Genomic DNA, 16,862 nt, shown 5'->3' on the forward strand with positions numbered 1-16,862 from the left:
TGTGAAACGATATCGACATTTATACTTGCTAAGTTTTACGTTACTCATTTGTTTTGTCGTATTATCACTTTCGTATCATACCGCTTGTATTGAGAATTTTGACAATATAGTCGCACATTTTATTCAAAGCTTTCGAAACGATTATTTGACGACCTATTTTACTTGGGTGTCTTTTATCGGTTCCAAAAGAATATATTTTCCATTACTCATTATTCTTGTAATGTATTTTCTTGTTAGAAAAAAGTTGCTTAGTGCGTTACTTCTAACAATTAATTACTACGGATCTCGTTATTTAAACAGTATGCTTAAACTATGGTACGAACGAGCAAGACCTGATGTCACACAGCTTGTTACTGCAACTGGATATAGTTTTCCGAGCGGTCATACGATGAATGCTACTGCTTTTTTAGGATTTATTGCATACGTCACAATTACTGAAGATCGTATTTCATTGCATAAAAAATTATTAATTATTCTTATAGCAAGCTTTGTTGTATTATCTATTTCAGTTAGCCGAATATATCTTGGCGTGCACTATCCATCTGACGTATTAGCAGGATGGGCAGCTGGCGGTAGCTGGCTCGTTTTATGTGTTATATTTCATAAAACGTTCATAAAAAAAGAACCTATGTCATAATAGGTTCTTTTTTCATTGGCTCAACATGAATGTGTGCATGGTAAATTCCGAACTTTTTGCGAAGCATAGCCTCGATATTGTCAGTAATACAGTGACTTTCTCCAACATCCATACGAGCATCTACTTCAATTGTAATATCAACATACGTTTGATTCCCGTACATACGTGCTCGAATATCTACAATGTTTTCCACACCGCCAATATGCTCAATAGCATCAGCGTATTCTTCCATTTTATCAGGATCAATTCCATCTGTTAGCATATGAGAAGATTCTACGAAAATCTCCCATGCAGTTTTACAAATAATAAGACCAACAATTAAAGCGGCAATAGGGTCTAAAATAGGCATTTGGAACTGAGAACCGACAATACCTACTACAGTACCAATACTTACGAGTGCATCTGATAAATTATCCTTTGCAGCGGCTTCTAATGATTTACTTTTTGTTCGTGCTGCAATTTTTTTCGTATACAAATACACGCAGTACATAACGACAGCAGAAAATAAAGCAACCCATGCAGCGAGTACATTAGGCGCTGCTTGTTTCGGATTTAAGAAAGATTGAATGGCACTAATAACAACTTCTAATCCGACTGTTGCCATAATGAAGGACGCAACAAGTGATGCGATTTGTTCGGCACGCGAATGCCCATACGGATGATCTGGGTCACGAGGTTTACGAGATATTTTTAGACCAATTAATATCGCTAAAGAAGCACCGATATCCGTTAAGTTATTTAAACCGTCAGCGCGTAATGCGCTAGAGAGGGTAATATAACTGATGATGATTTTCATAGAGGATAAAAATATGTAGGCCATAATGCTGACAATAGCACCTTTATCAGCTTCTTTATGAGAAAGAGTATCCATTTTAATCACTCACCTTTCTTTAAAGGAATTTCTTTCTATAAATAGAGTATCAAACGAAAGTCGTGTGGGTCTATACAAACATTGTTGACGTTTTATAGCTTTTTAAGAAGGGGATAACAAAGTTTCGTAAAGGAAAAATATGTTGAAAAGTACAAAGTCAAGGTGTGAACCGAATTGGAGTTTATTTACTAAAGAGATAGGAGGGTAGATGGATGAGGAAACGAATACTTTTCTTACTACGTATTATTCTTATCATGACAAGGTGTAATTCATTAAACGATGAAAAAATTCAAAAGATAATTGTGAAAATAGATGAAAACCCTCTGAAAAATATTTTCCAGAGGGCTTTCATTTTAGTATGCTTCTAAAAACTCAGTAACTTGCTCTTCTGTTTTTGCATTAGCACTATGTAAGTGGCCTAGCTTCTCACCGTTTTGGTATACAAGTAAACTTGGAATACCCATTACTTGATACTCTTCAGCGATACTTGGAAACTCATCTTTATTGATAGAGTACCATTCAAATTTATTGAACTCTTCCATTACATCTCCGATAAAGTTGTCCATACGTACGCAATCTGGGCACCATGTAGTAAAGAACTTAACAACTACAGGCTCCTCGCTTGCGATGATGTCTTTGAATTCCTTGTCAGATTTGATTTCTCTCATGTTTTGTTGCTCCTTTTTCACTTGTAATATTTTAGTTTTTTTAGGCGGTGTTTCTGGTTAGAAACGAAAAATTTTCTTTCCCAATAATTCTTTTGCCAATTGATCCACCACAGTCTTTTGAAATCCTGATATAACTTGCGAGTAGGTGTTCGGCGTGATACCTACTTGTATGTTCCAATCGTTCACTTACCATCTTTGGATGAATATGCCTTAGATTATGGAAACGAATATCAGGAACCTCACTTTTCTTTATAAGCTTTTTCTAGAGCTGTGTCAAACTTCTGAAATTACATGGGTTATCGTTATAAGGTGGGCATACCAAAATATATTAGTATTATTTTTATAAGACAATATAATAAAAGAGGAACAAGGTAAGGGACAGTGTGACTTTTTAACAGATAGCTGTGTAATTGAATAAGATAAAAGTAATTATTTAATGTTGGGATAGGTTATAAATGGAGAACCAATTAAAAGAAATATTTGGTGCATTGATAGCAGCTATAGGTACAATAACTTCCGCTATTGGAAGTACACCATTCTATTTTATAAGTAGTAATGTAAGGGAGGATCTGAATGTATATGGAAACACATTACAAGCAGTTGGTAACGCTTTAGAAGCTGATGGTCAGGGCGAAATATCTCTTGAAAAAATTGGGAACGAAATACAATCAACGGGTAATGTAACTGTAATATCAGGATTGGTTATTGATTTTAAAGATGAAACTAAAATTAAATTAGTGATTGCTGGAAATTGGATACAGGCTTTAGGAGGACTTACAGCATTAGCAGATGAATTTGAAGATGCTTCAGATAAAGATGAAACTTTTAATATTGTAGGAAATTTATTACAAGCTATAGGGAATTCCTTGCAGGCAATTGGAGGAGTTTACGAGCTGAAAAGTATTAGAGGAGAGCAGCATGATAGTAAAGAAGATCTAGTAAGTGATACAGGGGAAAATTTAGACAATCAAGTAAATAGTGACCCGGATAAAAAGAAAGAAGGTCAGTCAATAGATATCATAGGAAGTTGGATCCAAGCTGTAGGTTCTGTATTTTCATTAATTGGACAAATACGTGAAGAAAGTGAGGAGTTAGAAGGGGATGATAAATAGACTAGTTTTAAAAGAATCTCATATAGTGCGCATATTTAATGGTAAGAAACTTTTTTATTGAATTCTAAGTTTAAAATTATATGATGCAGTAGGTAAAATGGGTTTAAGGAGTATTATTAGTTTAATAAAAAAGAGCTGTTAGTAAAAACTAAAAGATTTCATAAAAACTGGTAATAGAAACTGCTTTTTAGAAAATAACTTATACTTATTAATAATGGAATAGTAAATTTAAATTGAGAGAATGAAAGAGAGCTCCTATGGAAAGAGGCTCTTTAATTAATAAATTATTGTAATGGAACCAACGCTAAAATCAAATTAATTCCGCTATTTGCGGGCAGTAAGATCCCTACCTCAAAATTAAGCGCAAGCAAAGAAGTTAGGTGGGGATCAGGCTGCCCGTAAACGCCCAATTGGTGAGGACTGATTAAAGTTTCACTTTATTAATACATTTTAGTGTTATCACTATATTTTTGAAAAGACATATGAATAACCTTGCTTTTTGAAGAATGATTTCTATATAAAAACCATAAGCTATTTTGTAAGAAAAGAAAAGAAAATAGCTTATAATTTATTAAATGCTCATTAAGAGTGCCTTTTGTATATGTTTGCAACCTTGGATGTGACTGCTTTTTTATTGAACATAATGACCGTTTAAATAGAAGGTTAATAGTGCGGAAGACATTAGAAGAATTAGAAAAATGTTATTAAATGAAGGAGTAGAATATGTAGCTGTTCAGATTAGAATGGATGGATTTTCTAGTGATGAAGTAATTGTTAACGACAAATATAACATATATTCGAAACTAGCATATTACAAGGAAACGTACAATGAGGATTTAGAACATAGATGGAATCCAGGAGTTCGTATTTTAGGATTTGCATATGGTTATTCGTTCTCAGGAATTATACATGAATTAGGATTATTAATTTAGTAGTGATGAAACTTATGGTGAATATTTCAATAGATACCATTATCCAACTGGTGTCTTTTTTAATGTTAAGGAATAAAAAAGAGAGCTTAAGCCCTCTTTTTTATAACTATCTAACTTATTATGCACAAATTGGAATTCCTAATGCTATTAAAGTCAATGCTACTTGAAGAGAAAGTTCTAATCTAGCAATTTCGATTCCAGCAACTGAAACGACTAAAAGAGGTTGTCCATTAACGAACAAAACACAACTTTCCATGCTTACACCTCCTTTCTAGTAATCTAATATAGTATATGGATTAAACTTAAAAAGTGTAATAGTTAAATGTATGGATTTAATATAATTAATAAATTAAACTATTATATTTAATAAATTAAAATTAACCTAACAGCTGCTTTTTTGTCACTTTATAAGAAGGGTCAGAATATATTAGAAATATAAAAATTATAGGAGTGATAGATATGTTCTTTGCAAAGTTGCGTGGTAGAAATGAAGTTCCACCAGTAGAAACAGATGCTCGAGGAGAGAGTTTCTTTAAATTAAGTCGGGACGAGCTTAGCCTAAGGTTCAAGTTAGATTTATTCAATATAGAGGATGTAGTAGCTGCCCATCTGCATCTTGGATTAAAAGGAACGAACGGCCCTGTTGTAGCCTTTTTATTTGGACCGATAACAAATCCAGTTTCAATAGAGTGCGCAACTCTTACGGGAATGATTACTCAAGAAGATTTGGTTGGACCGTTAGCGGGTCAAACATTAGGCACTCTTGTAAATGAGATTATATCTGGAAACATATATATTAATGTTCATACAGTACAACATCCTAATGGTGAAATTCGTGGACAACTAAAGTATTGCTAATGAATAATGGTAGTAGGAACATTTAGCGAGAAACAAAAAGCATCCGTTGAGGGTGCTTTTATTTGGAGAATGATATTTATATTAAAAATGTTTAAACTTAATAAAAGCTAGTGAATTAGCTTTCAGCACTCACTGAAATATAGAATCATAACATACTTTGTAATAAATTATACGGAAGTGAGTTGAAAATCATGTTTTATTCATATTTTAATTCTGAAACTGGTATGCGACCAGCATATGGTACATCTATAACGTATAGTGGAGCACAAAGTACAGTCCAAGCTATTCAACAAGCATTGCAAATGCAACAACAATTGCAAATGCAGCAGCAAGGTGTACAACCGTATTATTCATCCGTAGAGTATTTTTACCCAGTACATCAAGTTACACCGTACGGAAGTTCTTTTCTGACTATTCCATATGGGACTGTATACAACTTATAACTAGTAAGGAATGAAGTGGTGTATATAAATAAGGGTGCAGGTTAATAGCGCCCTTATGAATAATAAAAATAGCTAGTCCAAACCTTATAAATCAATCTTACATAATATGTAGTAATAAGTTTGAAAGGGGAATTAGTATGTCTTGTTATTACTACTGTAAGTATTGTAAAGAGTATAAAAAGAAGCATCATGATTGTTGTAAGAACACTAGTAAGTGCCATGATAACAAGGACAATCTTGTTAGAGCATCGGCATTTAGAGCTAGAAATACTGTGAATCAAAATGTTCCTGCTAATACTTTTGTGAAAGTGTTATTTCAAAATGAACAATTTGATTTAGCGAATGAGTATAATCCAGCAACATCTATTTTTATGCCGAAGACTAAAGGTGTATATTCTATTATTGGAACGATTGGTTTCTTTCCAAACGATCCAACTTTAAATTATAGAGCGCGTGTAGAAATTCGTGTGAATGGAAACGCAGCGATAGCTATAGATAATGACTTTTTTGGTCCAATAAGTTTTGGAAATGTCGTAAGTGTTTCGACGATTGTTCAATTGAATGCAGGGGATGAAGTTGAGATTTATGCACAAAGTAGTATAGATGGAGTTTTAAGTCCTTTAGAAGATGGTGCACATTTTGAAGCAGCAAGATTTCCTTCTCCAATTAAATAAAGTCATTAAACAATGAGTTTGCAGAAGCTTAAAGGTAAACCCTCACCGAAATGGTGAGGGTTTTTTAATCTATTAAAAATAGTAACAGGTCGTCCAAGCTATTCTAATCTATATAGCATACTATGTAAAAATAAGTGTAAAGGGGGACTAACTATGTCTTATTATTACTGTAAGTATTGTAAAGATTACAAAAAGGAAAGTCATGATTGTTATAGGAAAAGTAGTAAATGTGATAGGAAGTATGTAAAGGTCAAGTGTTGTGATGATAAGAAAGAGGAGCTTGTAAGGGCATCGGCATTTAGAGCTGTGAATACAGTTAATCAACCTGTTCTAGCAAATACTCCTGTTAAAGTATTATTTCAAAATGAACAATTTGATCTAGCGAATGAATATAATCCAGTAACGTCGATTTTTACTCCGAAAACTAGAGGGGTATATAGTGTATTAGGAAATATAACATTTTCTCCAAATGATTTTAATGTAAATTACAGAGCTAGAGTAGAAATTCGTGTAAATGGCAATCCGGCAATAGCGATAGATAATGATTTCTTTGGAACAGGAGTATTTTTTAATAATGATGTTTCCGTAACTACTATTCTTCAATTAGAAGCAGGAGATTTAGTTGAAGTTTTTGCAGAAAGTAGTATTGCTGGCGTAATTGTACAAAATGTTAATGGTGTAAATACGGTTCACTTTGAAGCGGCAAGATTTCCTTCTCCAACTAAATAAAACTGATTATTAAATATTTTTTAGTAGGTTTAGTTAATCCCCTTACCAAATGGTGGGGGATTATTATTGTTTTTCTAAAATATATAAGTAAATAGGTAAAACGTAGTTTAATTTGTAGGGGCTTCAACCTTCTTCAGATAATAAACAGAATAATAAGTAACATGCTTGTAAAAACGCATTGTTAGTAAGTTTACTAGTTTTCTTATAGAACAAGAAAGACGGAATACATAAAAGATCGTATCATTATGTTTTTTCTTTACTATATAGAAATTATATATTGAACATAGATTTGTGTAGGGAATGCTAATACACTGAAAAGAATAGCATAAAGGCGATTACACTATATAAAAACAAAATCAATCCTAAGATGAGTAGTATTGGATGCAACTTGAACATATTTGACCTCCTTGAGTATATAAAGAATTTTAATATATTGTTGGTCAATTTAGAAGGGGGACGGTTACATAAAAAAAGAGCATACATAAAAAGTACGCTCCAAAGAAAGATAGGTTTTATGAGTGGATAATCTCCATACGATAATATATGTTCTTTTCATAAAAACGTGTAAAAAATCAATGAATTATCAATGGAATATCATAACATGAGTAATTTTAGTCTAGGAATGCAGTTATTTTCTTTCTCGGTTATTTTAGGTAATAAAGTTGTGAAAATCGTGCATTATGCGGACTAACAACGGGATAGCGATCGTACTTCCGTTACATATTTCTTAAAGTCTGGGTATTGCGTGATAGTTTGACATTTAGGGGTGCATAGTTGATTAATTATAGACACATTTGTAATTACTTCGTTACAAGGACCGAAAAATGTAATTTTTAGCTTTGAATTTGGTGGGATTTTGAACACGATAGGTTTTTTTTCCATGAAATCAGCTCCTAATATTGAGTATTATTAATTTAATGGATATAGAGTCGTATTAGTATAATATGAAATTTCAGTGGATTTGCTTATAATAAAGAATTTTATAGTAGTAAAAGTGCTTAAAGATGTAAAGGGGAAATTGAGAATGGGAAATAAAATGTTTAATTAATATAATCAATAAATACGCAAATGGTTAATATAACTAATGCATTTTTTTGTTTGTTACATATTATGTTAGTAAGAATGGTATAAGGAGGTAGTATAAAATAGTGGAAGAAAATGTACAAGCTCAGCTTTCGCCACCGTGGATCACATATTTTAATGAATTAAAAAATTCAATAGGTGCTGATCCAACTGTTACAGTTGGGCCGCTTATTCCTGTTGGTGGTAATTATATTATTTTAGTGCATGCGTTAAGCAACGAAAAAGCGAGAGCATTAGCAACGCTTTTAAAATCTTTTGTACAATTTGGGAATGTAAGTGTGACAGTTATTGTAACGAATAATGAGAATGAAATTGTAAATCCATTTCCTTGTCCACTAGATGCATTTGAAATAGCTCATTTATTTCAAGTAGCACTAGAAAATAATCCTTATTTTGAACAAGTTGTGGTACAGCCTCAGTTCCCTGGCGGACCGAATGTTGTTTTTCCGGTTTTCGCTGCGGAAGTCATTCAGTTTTTCAATGACGATATTTCTAACTTATGTCAAACGTTTACAGGTGTTGCGGCCAATGTGTTTCGTGATGTAATGAATGATGAGGTTTGTGGTATCCCAATTCTATTTTCCACAAGTTGTGTTATGAGCAGTGAAAACTCACAATTACAAAATACAGATTTAGCACCAAAGTTGTTTTATTAAACTGTAAAAAGACATTTTCAGTAATAGAAAATGTCTTTTTTATGCACCAATAGTGTTCAGGTTGGAAAATTGCAATTTAATAGGAGTAAACTTCAATTAATTAAAATTTTTCTAAATCTCAAATTTCATGTAGAGGTAGTAATTTTGACTTAAGAATATATAGAAAATGAGGGATGAAATTTTTTAGTTGAAAGGAAATCGATACTGAAAGTTATAATTTAATAATACAGGAGATTTTTTTTAATATCTGTAAAAATGATTGATAGGACGAGATTACATAATAAATGAATAGTAGGGTATATTTCGAATGTTTTATGTGGCATACATGTTAAAGTTGATAGAAATATTTCTGAAAGAGAATATATTTTGAAAAACAGTAAAGATTCTTTTTATTTATATTATAGATAGCTAGTTTTAGAGAGAGGAGGCTTACAATAAAACAAGTTATGAATAAGACATTCAAAAGGAGCTGGAATGTATGGGGTATATTGTAGATATTTCAAAATGGAATGGAACTATTAATTGGGATATTGCAGCATCTCAGCTAGATTTAGTGATTGCTAGAGTTCAAGACGGCTCTAATACGGTGGATTTTATGTATCAAAATTATGTTAGTGAAATGAAAAAGCATAGTATCCCATTCGGTAATTATGCTTTTTGCCGTTTTATATCTATTGCTGATGCAAAGAAAGAGGCACAAGATTTTTGGAATCGTGGTGATCAATCTGCTAAGTTTTGGGTAGCAGACATAGAAGTTCAAACGATGGTAGATATGCAAGGCGGGACACAGGCATTTATTGATGAATTACGCCGTTTAGGTGCGGAAAAAGTAGGATTATACGTAGGGCATCACACGTATTTATCATTTGGAGCATGTAATATTGAAGCTGATTTCGTATGGATCCCTCGTTATGGAGGGAATAAGCCAGCATATCCATGCGATATGTGGCAATATACGGATTCAGGGAATGTTCCTGGGATTGGGAAATGTGATCTGAATCGATTAGTAGGAAATAAGTCACTTTCTTGGTTTATAGATTCCAACAAAGCAAATCAATCTAACATAGTGTATACACAGCAACCGAATGGCATTGGTATTGCAGTTTCGAAATATTCTGATGGATACGGAATAAATTTATATGAAACTCCCATGACCCCTCAATTTACAGGTGCACTCACTCAGAAAATTCCATATTTAATCTTAACGGGTTATTGGGGAGGCGGTGAGCAAGATATGATTTGTTTAGGGAACGATAAGCAGTGGGCATATTTAAAACATTTTAATGTGAAATGGTTTTATGCAACTTCGAAATATCCTGTCGGTTACGGAGTAAATTATTATGAAGAGCCTGAATGTATGAATTATAAAGGGAATATAGATGGATCGACATCTTTTCGAGTGTGGGGTAGAGTGGGAAATGCGGTAGATATCGGGCAGAATAGTTGGATACCTGAAAAATATGTAATTATTAAGTAACTATAGCGGCAGTATTGTTTTTAAGGAGTATGTAAAGAGTCTTCTTACTATACATAATAGTAAGAAGACTCTTTACGTTTAAAAATGAAAATACATGATACATAGTCTACTCATATGAAATGAATTACATGTAGAAAACACACTGTTTTCACAATGACTGTGTATAGTTAATTTGCATAATGATAAAAGTGAGGTATTTGAATTGAAAAAGAAAAAAATATTTATTGGAACAATTATTTCATGCGTGATGCTAGCATTATCTGCATGTGGTTCCTCAGACAACGTAGTAACATCAAAAGTAGGGAATGTTACAGAGAAAGAATTAAGTAAAGAATTACGACAACAATATGGAGAAAGTACTTTATATCAAATGATGTTAAGTAAGGCATTGTTAGATAAATATAAAGTTTCAGATGAGGAAGCAAAAAAGAAAGTAGAAGAAGCAAAAGATAAAATGGGTGAGAACTTTAAATCGACTTTAGAACAACTTGGATTGAAAAACGAAGATGAATTAAAAGAAAAAATGAAGCCAGAAATTGCATTTGAGAAAGCGATTAAAGCAACAGTTACAGATAAAGATGTGAAAAATAACTATAAACCAGAAATGAAAGTAAGTCACATTTTAGTAAAAGATGAAAAAACGGCTAAAGAAATAAAGGAGAAAGTAAATAATGGTGAAGATTTTGCTGCCTTAGCAAAACAGTATTCAGAGGATACTGGTTCAAAGGAACAGGGCGGGGAAATATCTGGTTTTGCTCCTGGGCAAACAGTGAAAGAATTTGAGGAAGCTGCGTATAAATTAGATGCAGGCCAAGTAAGTGATCCGGTTAAAACAACTTACGGTTACCATATTATTAAAGTGACGGATAAAAAAGAATTGAAGCCATTTGATGAAGTAAAGGATAAAATTCGTAAAGATATAGAACAACAAAGACTACAAGATACGACAGGTAAATGGAAACAACAAGTAGTCAATGATTTATTGAAAGATGCTGATATTAAAGTGAATAATAAAGAATTTAAAGATACATTTAAATTTCTAGAAAAGAAATAATGACTGTAATCATAATTAGAAAAGGGAACTCATATAGAGTTCCCTTTTCTAATTAGTGTGTGAGTTATAAATAGATAGTAAGACAATACAATATTACATTTAAATATTAAGAATTACAATGGAAAATTATGGTTTATAATTATTTCAACGAAAGTGGATATTCTACGGTTTTCATTATGCAAGTTTATTACATATATTTACTCTTTAATAATGAATATCGAACATAATTTAAAAAATAATACATATAATGTTTTTGAATAAATATTTAACATGGATAATTAGTAAAAAGCTGAGCATTCGATTGGAAAGGATGTTCTTTTTGTTGTGAAAATTTTAGGATAAAGAATGAATCGTTTTAAACGCGTCATTTACCACATCAATAAATTAAGGTGGGGAGAATATATGAAAGTAATCTTTCAAGGAGAGGGCGGAGCGAAAATTTTTGAGTCATATGATGAAAATATAAGTGATTTATTAGTTATATTAAAGAAACGAAAGGGATTAAAATTGGGATGGTTGAGTATAAAGTGTTAAAGTACGAACTTAATTATTTTCGTCATCCGAAAAAAGCGGATACAGAGAGAGAGTTACATGTAATAGTACAACCTAAGTATATGTAATAAAATATAATAATAAAAATCACTGATTCAGTTTTGTAAAGTTCCATAGAGTATGTAAGAAAAGAGAGTGTTGTAAATGCTCTCTTTTCTTATGCTTTGTGAGTTCGTTCATCATAGTATATGTTTTCAGTTATAGATGGTTAATAAACGATAAAAATTTAAAACTTTTTCGTTTAGGCAGGGATTTTATATTTGAGTAAATAAATATACTATGAAGTATTTTTTATACGAATATTGGAGGAGTATAAAATGAGTTTAGCAAGTTACATAGGCTGTAATGTAGAAATTCCGTTAACGGATCCAGATTCTAATGATGTAATTGTTTTTGGACCGTGTTTTTCAGATGAAAGTATGCTTGAAATTGTACAAGATTATCAATTCCAAACAAATTACACATATGAGGTTTCAACTAATTGGGGAATTGAACTTGTCGAGTGGCAAAATGTAAAGGAAAAAAAAGAAGCGAAAGAAAAACTTTTAACTTTATGCAAGATTATGGAAAGTTATTTGGAAGATGGAGACTATTTCGAATTATTTAGTTGTTGGGTTGGTGATGAAGATAAGGAACGAGTAGGGGAATTGAACTTAAAAATAAATCATTTTAATATAGATGAATTATGTATTCCAGAAAGAACATTAGTTAGGATAGAAAAATAAGCTTTGAATATTTTTTAGAAAAAGGCGATTTCACTTTGTGTGAAGTCGCCTTTTAGTTTTTATATGCATTTTATATAAGAAATGAAAAGTTTATTTGATAAAGGAAAAAATATGGAGATAAATAAAATTATGTTTTTTGTTAAGAAATAATAAGTATAGCTCTTCTCAAAGGAACGTAAGTTCGTGTATAATAAGAACGAATGTTCTTTTAAGAGGTAACCTAATTATAGTTTAGAAGTAAATTCGAGTTTAGTAAGTATTAAAAATAACTAAGGGATAGCATGAATAAATAAATGTATAAATGATCAAGGAGATAAAAAATGAACGATGTAAAGATACAAAAAGAAGAAAGAGAGTGGGTTCCGTTTACAGTAATGTCCGAACAACTTTTAAATATGAGAAAGATTATTGGAGAGAAATTAAAAGTACAAAAACCGCTTTTAACAAATGAAGCAAAAGAGAGGATTTCTGATAAATTATTAACGTCATTACTGTCTGAGAAAGAAATATTGGTAACATATTTTGAAGATGGTTACATATTAACAAGCTACATGACTGTTGTACATATCAATCCGGTAAAACAAATTGTAATTTGTACAGACGCCTTTTATAAAACTTACGTATTTAACGCTATGGATATTATTGAAATAATGTAAAAGAAGCTGAATATTAAATGGCAGCTTTTTTTATTTCTGATTTATGAGACAAATAATATAAGAAAAAGCAGCTAGCTTTGTGCTAGCTGCTGAGCCCCAGGGAAAGGGAGAAAAAGATAGGGTACTCCAAAATCGATAAGAGCTGTCAAACAGCCTGATTATAGTATAGACAAATTAAAATTTTCTATACAAAAAGTTGAACATAAGATTAGGCTGTACCCACTTGGTTTTGATCTGCAAGGTCAGAATCAAATGTATTGGTCGCGCTAACACCGCTAAAAGTATTAACAACAAAACCAACGTTTGATGCGCCGGAACCATTATAAGCTTTCGTATTTTCTTTCGGAGAAACGTTGTAGAAATCACCTAAGTTAAATGATCCATTACTATTTTGTACAACTAAATTTCCTACAACTGATGGCATAATTTTCACCTGCTTTATAATAAGTTGTTAACATTACTATATGGAGTTATAGTCCAGATGGTTCATATAATAAAAATTGTGGAATAGTAAAACGTTTGGAGCATGGATTTCAATAAAAGTGTGTTAAAATTAATATAATAAAGTTGAGTAATTTTTTTAAAAAATTTGTATAATTGATATATATGAAAATAAAGGAGGCAAAATGTAATGAAAGATATTATGAAAAAAGTTGATTTAACAGATGCCAAATCAAGTAATCTTGTTGCACTAATTTATAGTAATGAAGTTATATTAGTTGAAGACGCATTTTGTCCAAATGAAATAAAATTAAAGTTTAATGAAATTGCAATTTTATCTGCAATTAAAACAGCTCATATTGCGAAAGTGTCTATTAGGAAAGAACTTGAAGCGCTTTTTCATGATACGGGTGTTATATTAGTGAAACAAAATGTTGATTATGGTAGTAGCCAATCTATTACCATGCATTTTGAGCAATTTAAAAAGTTGCAAGATGAGATTGAACATTTAAATAAAAGTATGTAATAAAGCAGCTAAATAAAGGTTCTATCATAAAGGTGGAATGTGTTGTGTTGAAAAAGTGGTTTAAAAATTATTTGGGTGAATCGCATTGTAAACATAAATATGTTTTTATTAAGATGCAGGATAATGAGGATTTTAAAAAAGGTACATTAGGTGTAGTTTATATTTACCAGTGTGAGAAATGTGGAAAAGAGAAGTTGAAATATAAAAACAATAATGAAATAAACAATGAATTTTTAGATATATAGCAAAAAGTAACCATGATGGTTACTTTTTTTGTTTATGTATACAATATCAAAACCATTACCAAAGTATGAGTTGAGTTGATACTATAGTAAATCGCTGAATAAAAATGAAGAGAGTAAGATATAGGGAAGGAGGATGAGAGAAATGAAGCGAAAAGAAATTAGTAAATCTGTAATTATTACAGGCGTGACACAAGGGTTAGGGCGTGCGATGGTTGATCGATTTCATGAATTAGGGTGGAACATATATGGTTGTGGACGTTCAAAAGATAAAATTGAAGAACTAAAAAAACAGTACAGTAAAATACATGATTTCCAAGTAATTGATGTTTCAGATTCTCAGCAAGTTAACAATTGGGCAAATTATATACTTAATACACATACAGCTCCCGATATGATAATAAATAATGCATCGATTGTAAATCAAAATGCACAACTTTGGAAAATTACGGCTCAAGAATTCGAAAATGTAATAAATGTAAACGTGAATGGTGTAGTAAATGTAATAAGAGCATTTGTTCCAGCGATGGTAGCTAGGAAAGAAGGAATTATCATTAATATGAGTTCTAGTTGGGGGAGAGAAGGTGAGGCTGAGCTTGCGCCATATTGTGCCTCGAAATTTGCTATTGAAGGTATCACTAAATCTATGGCCCTGGAATTACCCCATGGCATGGCTGTAGTTGCTTTAGATCCTGGAGGGAGTATTAGTACTCCGATGCTGAAGTCATGTGCGCCACAATATATAAATGAATCGCCTACACCTGAAACTTGGTCACATAAAGCAATTGAATATATATTGAATATAACAATAGATAAAAATGGAGATTCATTGACATGCCCAGCATGCATATAAAAAGCACCTTTAAGGTGCTTTTATATTAGTAGCACATTATATCATTCACAAAATTACATCTAAAAAATAAAATAAAAGATTAAGGGTGAGATTTGTTTGTTTTGAAAGCTTTAGAAAATATTTAAATAGATGATAAAAATGAATCCAAGCAGTTTAAAAGTGACAGGGGCATGGTTTCAAGTGGGAGGGAATCTTACAGCTGCTATTGGAACGACAAGAGGATTTATTGGAGAAGAGAAAGTTGAATCGGATCTTGTTATTGTAGGAAGCTCATTACAAGCCCTCGGATATATATTACAAATCATTGCGAGCAATTATGATGATGGGGAAGAAAAAAGAGAAAATCAAAATATAGGCTTAGAGAATCAAAGTAAATTACTTGATCAAATAGGAATTGAGTTATTAGCATTAGGCAATATATCAAATGTAATAGGAACATATTTTAATATAAATGAACAATTGAAAGAAAATGATTATCTTATCATTACAGGGAACAGTTTACAATCGATCGGTGCTTTTTTAGGAGTAGAAGCAGCTTTGTTGGATATAAATGTATTACAGAAAATTATTATACTGGGTAACACCATGCAAAGTTTAGGGGCTGGATTACAAGCGTATCAAGGTGTTTCAAATGTATTGAAAGATGAGAGAGAAAATGAAGATAGTATTTTTGATAAGAAGGATCAGAGAACCATTGCACTCATTGGTATTTGGATACAAGCGATAGGAACGTTAATTTCTGCAATTGGAGTAACTGCAATAGAGGAAGAAAATAGGCTAGAAAACAATGAAAAGGTTGAAATACTTATATAAATAGAAGGAGATACATTGATTTTAGAGGTAGGTTAAGATTAAAATGGTAGTAGGTTTTTTTGCGTATATTTTGAAAAGTGATATATAAAATACAAAATAAGGAGTTTTCAAGGGATGATGTATTTATTAGCAATTCTTCTTCCACCTGTTGCTGTATTATTTTGTGGAAAACCAATTCAGGCAATCATAAATTTCATATTAACATTAATATTTTGGGTTCCAGGAGTTATACATGCAATTCTTGTAGTGCATGATAAAAAAGCTGATCGGCGTTTGAAAAAACAAATTCAAGCATATGATGAAATTAATAAGAGGAATCGAAGATAATTCATCTGCAAAATGTTTTTAAAAGAAAGGAGGATTAACCTCCTTTCTTTTTTAGTGGGTGTTAAGTTTAGATTTTTGTGTGGCGGAAAGAATTTTTAATGTAAGTATTATGATAATAACTTTTAGATTGTGCATGTAATAGGCCAGTATAAATACTTTCTGGTACATTAAAGAAATCGTACATACCATTCTTTAATTGGATTCGCAAAATCATAGAAAAAGGATTATAACCAACAGCAACTATATTTTTTGAAATTACGGGAGATAGCTTCATCATTACGCAACTCCTCACTTTTCATTTTTAATACTTTTTTGTAGATGTTGAGGTTGTGATGTTGAAATCCTTATAATTTAAGAGGTATTATACTTATATGCAATATATTAAATGTTTGTTATACGTAATTATAAGGAAGTTCACACGAAGTACATATCGTTGTGCTATTTTTATTTCACCTTTGATTTATAAATAAGAAAATATTGACCATTTGAAAAAAAGGTATATTATTTATACGAGGTATTAAAAATTCACTTTT

The 16,862-nt window shown here is 31.6% G+C and carries 22 protein-coding genes and 3 pseudogenes; 18 read left to right on the forward strand and 7 right to left on the reverse strand.

The window, feature by feature from the left end; genetic code table 11:
• The first annotated feature begins 1 nt into the window (after position 1).
• On the forward strand, positions 2-637 hold the full coding sequence (locus tag MR136_RS14910) for a phosphatase PAP2 family protein (RefSeq protein ID WP_000833369.1): 636 nt from the start codon (positions 2-4) through the stop codon (positions 635-637).
• Here the strand turns inward: MR136_RS14910 and MR136_RS14915 are convergent.
• The 3 genes and pseudogenes from MR136_RS14915 to MR136_RS14925 all read right to left on the reverse strand — a co-directional run.
• Complete coding sequence (locus MR136_RS14915; RefSeq protein ID WP_000380385.1) at positions 627-1,508, reverse strand: cation diffusion facilitator family transporter; 882 nt, start codon at positions 1,506-1,508, stop codon at positions 627-629. The two genes, MR136_RS14910 and MR136_RS14915, sit on opposite strands and share 11 nt — an antisense overlap.
• A gap of 353 nt (positions 1,509-1,861) precedes the next feature.
• Positions 1,862-2,176 carry a thioredoxin family protein gene (locus tag MR136_RS14920; protein WP_001206934.1) on the reverse strand — a complete coding sequence of 105 codons (315 nt, stop codon included), beginning with the start codon at positions 2,174-2,176 and terminating at the stop codon, positions 1,862-1,864.
• A 57-nt stretch (positions 2,177-2,233) separates the two neighbouring features.
• Positions 2,234-2,498 (reverse strand): annotated as a pseudogene (locus tag MR136_RS14925) (site-specific integrase); the annotation flags it as partial.
• 133 nt (positions 2,499-2,631) lie between these two features.
• Here MR136_RS14925 and MR136_RS14930 point away from each other — a divergent pair.
• Entirely contained in the window at positions 2,632-3,288 is a 657-nt protein-coding gene (locus tag MR136_RS14930; protein WP_017674109.1) for a DUF6944 family repetitive protein, read from the forward strand.
• Between the two features lie 666 nt (positions 3,289-3,954).
• Positions 3,955-4,220 (forward strand): annotated as a pseudogene (locus MR136_RS14935) (hypothetical protein).
• Between the two features lie 118 nt (positions 4,221-4,338).
• Here the strand turns inward: MR136_RS14935 and MR136_RS14940 are convergent.
• The gene (locus tag MR136_RS14940; protein WP_000443219.1) at positions 4,339-4,476 is read right to left on the reverse strand and encodes a DUF3956 family protein; all 138 of its coding nucleotides are present in this window, start codon (positions 4,474-4,476) and stop codon (positions 4,339-4,341) included.
• Between the two features lie 203 nt (positions 4,477-4,679).
• Here MR136_RS14940 and MR136_RS14945 point away from each other — a divergent pair, with 203 nt between their 5' ends.
• The 4 genes from MR136_RS14945 to MR136_RS14960 all read left to right on the forward strand — a co-directional run bounded on the left by MR136_RS14945 (position 4,680) and on the right by MR136_RS14960 (position 6,924).
• Positions 4,680-5,078, forward strand: a complete 399-nt coding sequence (locus MR136_RS14945) for a CHRD domain-containing protein (RefSeq protein WP_061457156.1) — start codon at positions 4,680-4,682, stop codon at positions 5,076-5,078.
• 191 nt (positions 5,079-5,269) lie between these two features.
• Complete coding sequence (locus tag MR136_RS14950; protein WP_000500098.1) at positions 5,270-5,521, forward strand: DUF3947 family protein; 252 nt, start codon at positions 5,270-5,272, stop codon at positions 5,519-5,521.
• 137 nt (positions 5,522-5,658) lie between these two features.
• Complete coding sequence (locus tag MR136_RS14955) at positions 5,659-6,195, forward strand: C1q-like domain-containing protein (protein ID WP_001278088.1); 537 nt, start codon at positions 5,659-5,661, stop codon at positions 6,193-6,195.
• 153 nt (positions 6,196-6,348) lie between these two features.
• Positions 6,349-6,924: a complement C1q domain-containing protein gene (locus tag MR136_RS14960; protein ID WP_000122943.1), complete on the forward strand. Its 576-nt coding sequence runs from the start codon at positions 6,349-6,351 to the stop codon at positions 6,922-6,924.
• A 687-nt stretch (positions 6,925-7,611) separates the two neighbouring features.
• Here MR136_RS14960 and MR136_RS14965 read toward each other — a convergent pair.
• Positions 7,612-7,806: a hypothetical protein gene (locus MR136_RS14965; RefSeq protein WP_000412555.1), complete on the reverse strand. Its 195-nt coding sequence runs from the start codon at positions 7,804-7,806 to the stop codon at positions 7,612-7,614.
• Between the two features lie 266 nt (positions 7,807-8,072).
• Here MR136_RS14965 and MR136_RS14970 point away from each other — a divergent pair, with 266 nt between their 5' ends.
• The 6 genes and pseudogenes from MR136_RS14970 to MR136_RS14995 all read left to right on the forward strand — a co-directional run bounded on the left by MR136_RS14970 (position 8,073) and on the right by MR136_RS14995 (position 13,127).
• On the forward strand, positions 8,073-8,663 hold the full coding sequence (locus tag MR136_RS14970) for a hypothetical protein (RefSeq protein WP_000392281.1): 591 nt from the start codon (positions 8,073-8,075) through the stop codon (positions 8,661-8,663).
• A 478-nt stretch (positions 8,664-9,141) separates the two neighbouring features.
• Positions 9,142-10,140, forward strand: a complete 999-nt coding sequence (locus MR136_RS14975) for a glycoside hydrolase family 25 protein (RefSeq protein ID WP_017674106.1) — start codon at positions 9,142-9,144, stop codon at positions 10,138-10,140.
• A gap of 202 nt (positions 10,141-10,342) precedes the next feature.
• The gene (locus MR136_RS14980) at positions 10,343-11,194 is read left to right on the forward strand and encodes a peptidylprolyl isomerase PrsA (RefSeq protein ID WP_000727348.1); all 852 of its coding nucleotides are present in this window, start codon (positions 10,343-10,345) and stop codon (positions 11,192-11,194) included.
• Between the two features lie 402 nt (positions 11,195-11,596).
• A pseudogene (locus tag MR136_RS14985) lies at positions 11,597-11,814 on the forward strand (hypothetical protein).
• A gap of 249 nt (positions 11,815-12,063) precedes the next feature.
• Positions 12,064-12,471, forward strand: coding sequence for a KH domain-containing protein (locus MR136_RS14990; RefSeq protein WP_000050503.1), 408 nt, complete (start codon positions 12,064-12,066; stop codon positions 12,469-12,471).
• A gap of 320 nt (positions 12,472-12,791) precedes the next feature.
• Positions 12,792-13,127: a YolD-like family protein gene (locus MR136_RS14995; protein ID WP_002024004.1), complete on the forward strand. Its 336-nt coding sequence runs from the start codon at positions 12,792-12,794 to the stop codon at positions 13,125-13,127.
• Between the two features lie 208 nt (positions 13,128-13,335).
• Here the strand turns inward: MR136_RS14995 and gerPF are convergent, their stop codons facing one another.
• On the reverse strand, positions 13,336-13,551 hold the full coding sequence (gene gerPF / locus MR136_RS15000; RefSeq protein ID WP_001141569.1) for a spore germination protein GerPF: 216 nt from the start codon (positions 13,549-13,551) through the stop codon (positions 13,336-13,338).
• Between the two features lie 207 nt (positions 13,552-13,758).
• Between gerPF and MR136_RS15005 the strand changes: the two genes are divergently transcribed.
• The 5 genes from MR136_RS15005 to MR136_RS15025 all read left to right on the forward strand — a co-directional run bounded on the left by MR136_RS15005 (position 13,759) and on the right by MR136_RS15025 (position 16,329).
• Positions 13,759-14,094 carry a hypothetical protein gene (locus tag MR136_RS15005; protein WP_000651907.1) on the forward strand — a complete coding sequence of 112 codons (336 nt, stop codon included), beginning with the start codon at positions 13,759-13,761 and terminating at the stop codon, positions 14,092-14,094.
• 44 nt (positions 14,095-14,138) lie between these two features.
• Positions 14,139-14,339: a hypothetical protein gene (locus MR136_RS15010; protein WP_017674105.1), complete on the forward strand. Its 201-nt coding sequence runs from the start codon at positions 14,139-14,141 to the stop codon at positions 14,337-14,339.
• A gap of 142 nt (positions 14,340-14,481) precedes the next feature.
• Entirely contained in the window at positions 14,482-15,189 is a 708-nt protein-coding gene (locus tag MR136_RS15015; protein ID WP_017674104.1) for an SDR family oxidoreductase, read from the forward strand.
• Between the two features lie 138 nt (positions 15,190-15,327).
• On the forward strand, positions 15,328-16,002 hold the full coding sequence (locus MR136_RS15020; protein WP_031312343.1) for a DUF6944 family repetitive protein: 675 nt from the start codon (positions 15,328-15,330) through the stop codon (positions 16,000-16,002).
• Positions 16,003-16,116: 114 nt separating this feature from the next.
• Positions 16,117-16,329 carry a YqaE/Pmp3 family membrane protein gene (locus MR136_RS15025; RefSeq protein WP_000990233.1) on the forward strand — a complete coding sequence of 71 codons (213 nt, stop codon included), beginning with the start codon at positions 16,117-16,119 and terminating at the stop codon, positions 16,327-16,329.
• 67 nt (positions 16,330-16,396) lie between these two features.
• Here the strand turns inward: MR136_RS15025 and MR136_RS15030 are convergent, their stop codons facing one another.
• Positions 16,397-16,606 carry a KTSC domain-containing protein gene (locus MR136_RS15030; RefSeq protein WP_000977081.1) on the reverse strand — a complete coding sequence of 70 codons (210 nt, stop codon included), beginning with the start codon at positions 16,604-16,606 and terminating at the stop codon, positions 16,397-16,399.
• Positions 16,607-16,862: the final 256 nt, after the last annotated feature.

The organism is Bacillus cereus group sp. BfR-BA-01311 (assembly GCF_022664295.1).
In the GTDB taxonomy this organism is placed as follows: Bacteria; Bacillota; Bacilli; order Bacillales; family Bacillaceae_G; genus Bacillus_A; species Bacillus_A cereus.

What these genes read in the sequence shown, in the direction of transcription:
- MR136_RS15025 (WP_000990233.1), top strand. Translation starts at nt 16,117, where the DNA reads ATGATGTATTTATTAGCAATTCTTCTTCCACCTGTTGCTGTATTATTT.
- MR136_RS14930 (WP_017674109.1), top strand. Translation starts at nt 2,632, where the DNA reads ATGGAGAACCAATTAAAAGAAATATTTGGTGCATTGATAGCAGCTATA.
- gerPF (WP_001141569.1), bottom strand. Translation starts at nt 13,551, where the DNA reads ATGCCATCAGTTGTAGGAAATTTAGTTGTACAAAATAGTAATGGATCA.
- MR136_RS14945 (WP_061457156.1), top strand. Translation starts at nt 4,680, where the DNA reads ATGTTCTTTGCAAAGTTGCGTGGTAGAAATGAAGTTCCACCAGTAGAA.
- MR136_RS15020 (WP_031312343.1), top strand. Translation starts at nt 15,328, where the DNA reads ATGAATCCAAGCAGTTTAAAAGTGACAGGGGCATGGTTTCAAGTGGGA.
- MR136_RS14955 (WP_001278088.1), top strand. Translation starts at nt 5,659, where the DNA reads ATGTCTTGTTATTACTACTGTAAGTATTGTAAAGAGTATAAAAAGAAG.
- MR136_RS14940 (WP_000443219.1), bottom strand. Translation starts at nt 4,476, where the DNA reads ATGGAAAGTTGTGTTTTGTTCGTTAATGGACAACCTCTTTTAGTCGTT.
- MR136_RS15015 (WP_017674104.1), top strand. Translation starts at nt 14,482, where the DNA reads ATGAAGCGAAAAGAAATTAGTAAATCTGTAATTATTACAGGCGTGACA.
- MR136_RS14950 (WP_000500098.1), top strand. Translation starts at nt 5,270, where the DNA reads ATGTTTTATTCATATTTTAATTCTGAAACTGGTATGCGACCAGCATAT.
- MR136_RS14915 (WP_000380385.1), bottom strand. Translation starts at nt 1,508, where the DNA reads ATGGATACTCTTTCTCATAAAGAAGCTGATAAAGGTGCTATTGTCAGC.
- MR136_RS14995 (WP_002024004.1), top strand. Translation starts at nt 12,792, where the DNA reads ATGAACGATGTAAAGATACAAAAAGAAGAAAGAGAGTGGGTTCCGTTT.
- MR136_RS15030 (WP_000977081.1), bottom strand. Translation starts at nt 16,606, where the DNA reads ATGATGAAGCTATCTCCCGTAATTTCAAAAAATATAGTTGCTGTTGGT.
- MR136_RS14920 (WP_001206934.1), bottom strand. Translation starts at nt 2,176, where the DNA reads ATGAGAGAAATCAAATCTGACAAGGAATTCAAAGACATCATCGCAAGC.
- MR136_RS15005 (WP_000651907.1), top strand. Translation starts at nt 13,759, where the DNA reads ATGAAAGATATTATGAAAAAAGTTGATTTAACAGATGCCAAATCAAGT.
- MR136_RS14965 (WP_000412555.1), bottom strand. Translation starts at nt 7,806, where the DNA reads ATGGAAAAAAAACCTATCGTGTTCAAAATCCCACCAAATTCAAAGCTA.
- MR136_RS14990 (WP_000050503.1), top strand. Translation starts at nt 12,064, where the DNA reads ATGAGTTTAGCAAGTTACATAGGCTGTAATGTAGAAATTCCGTTAACG.
- MR136_RS14975 (WP_017674106.1), top strand. Translation starts at nt 9,142, where the DNA reads ATGGGGTATATTGTAGATATTTCAAAATGGAATGGAACTATTAATTGG.
- MR136_RS14960 (WP_000122943.1), top strand. Translation starts at nt 6,349, where the DNA reads ATGTCTTATTATTACTGTAAGTATTGTAAAGATTACAAAAAGGAAAGT.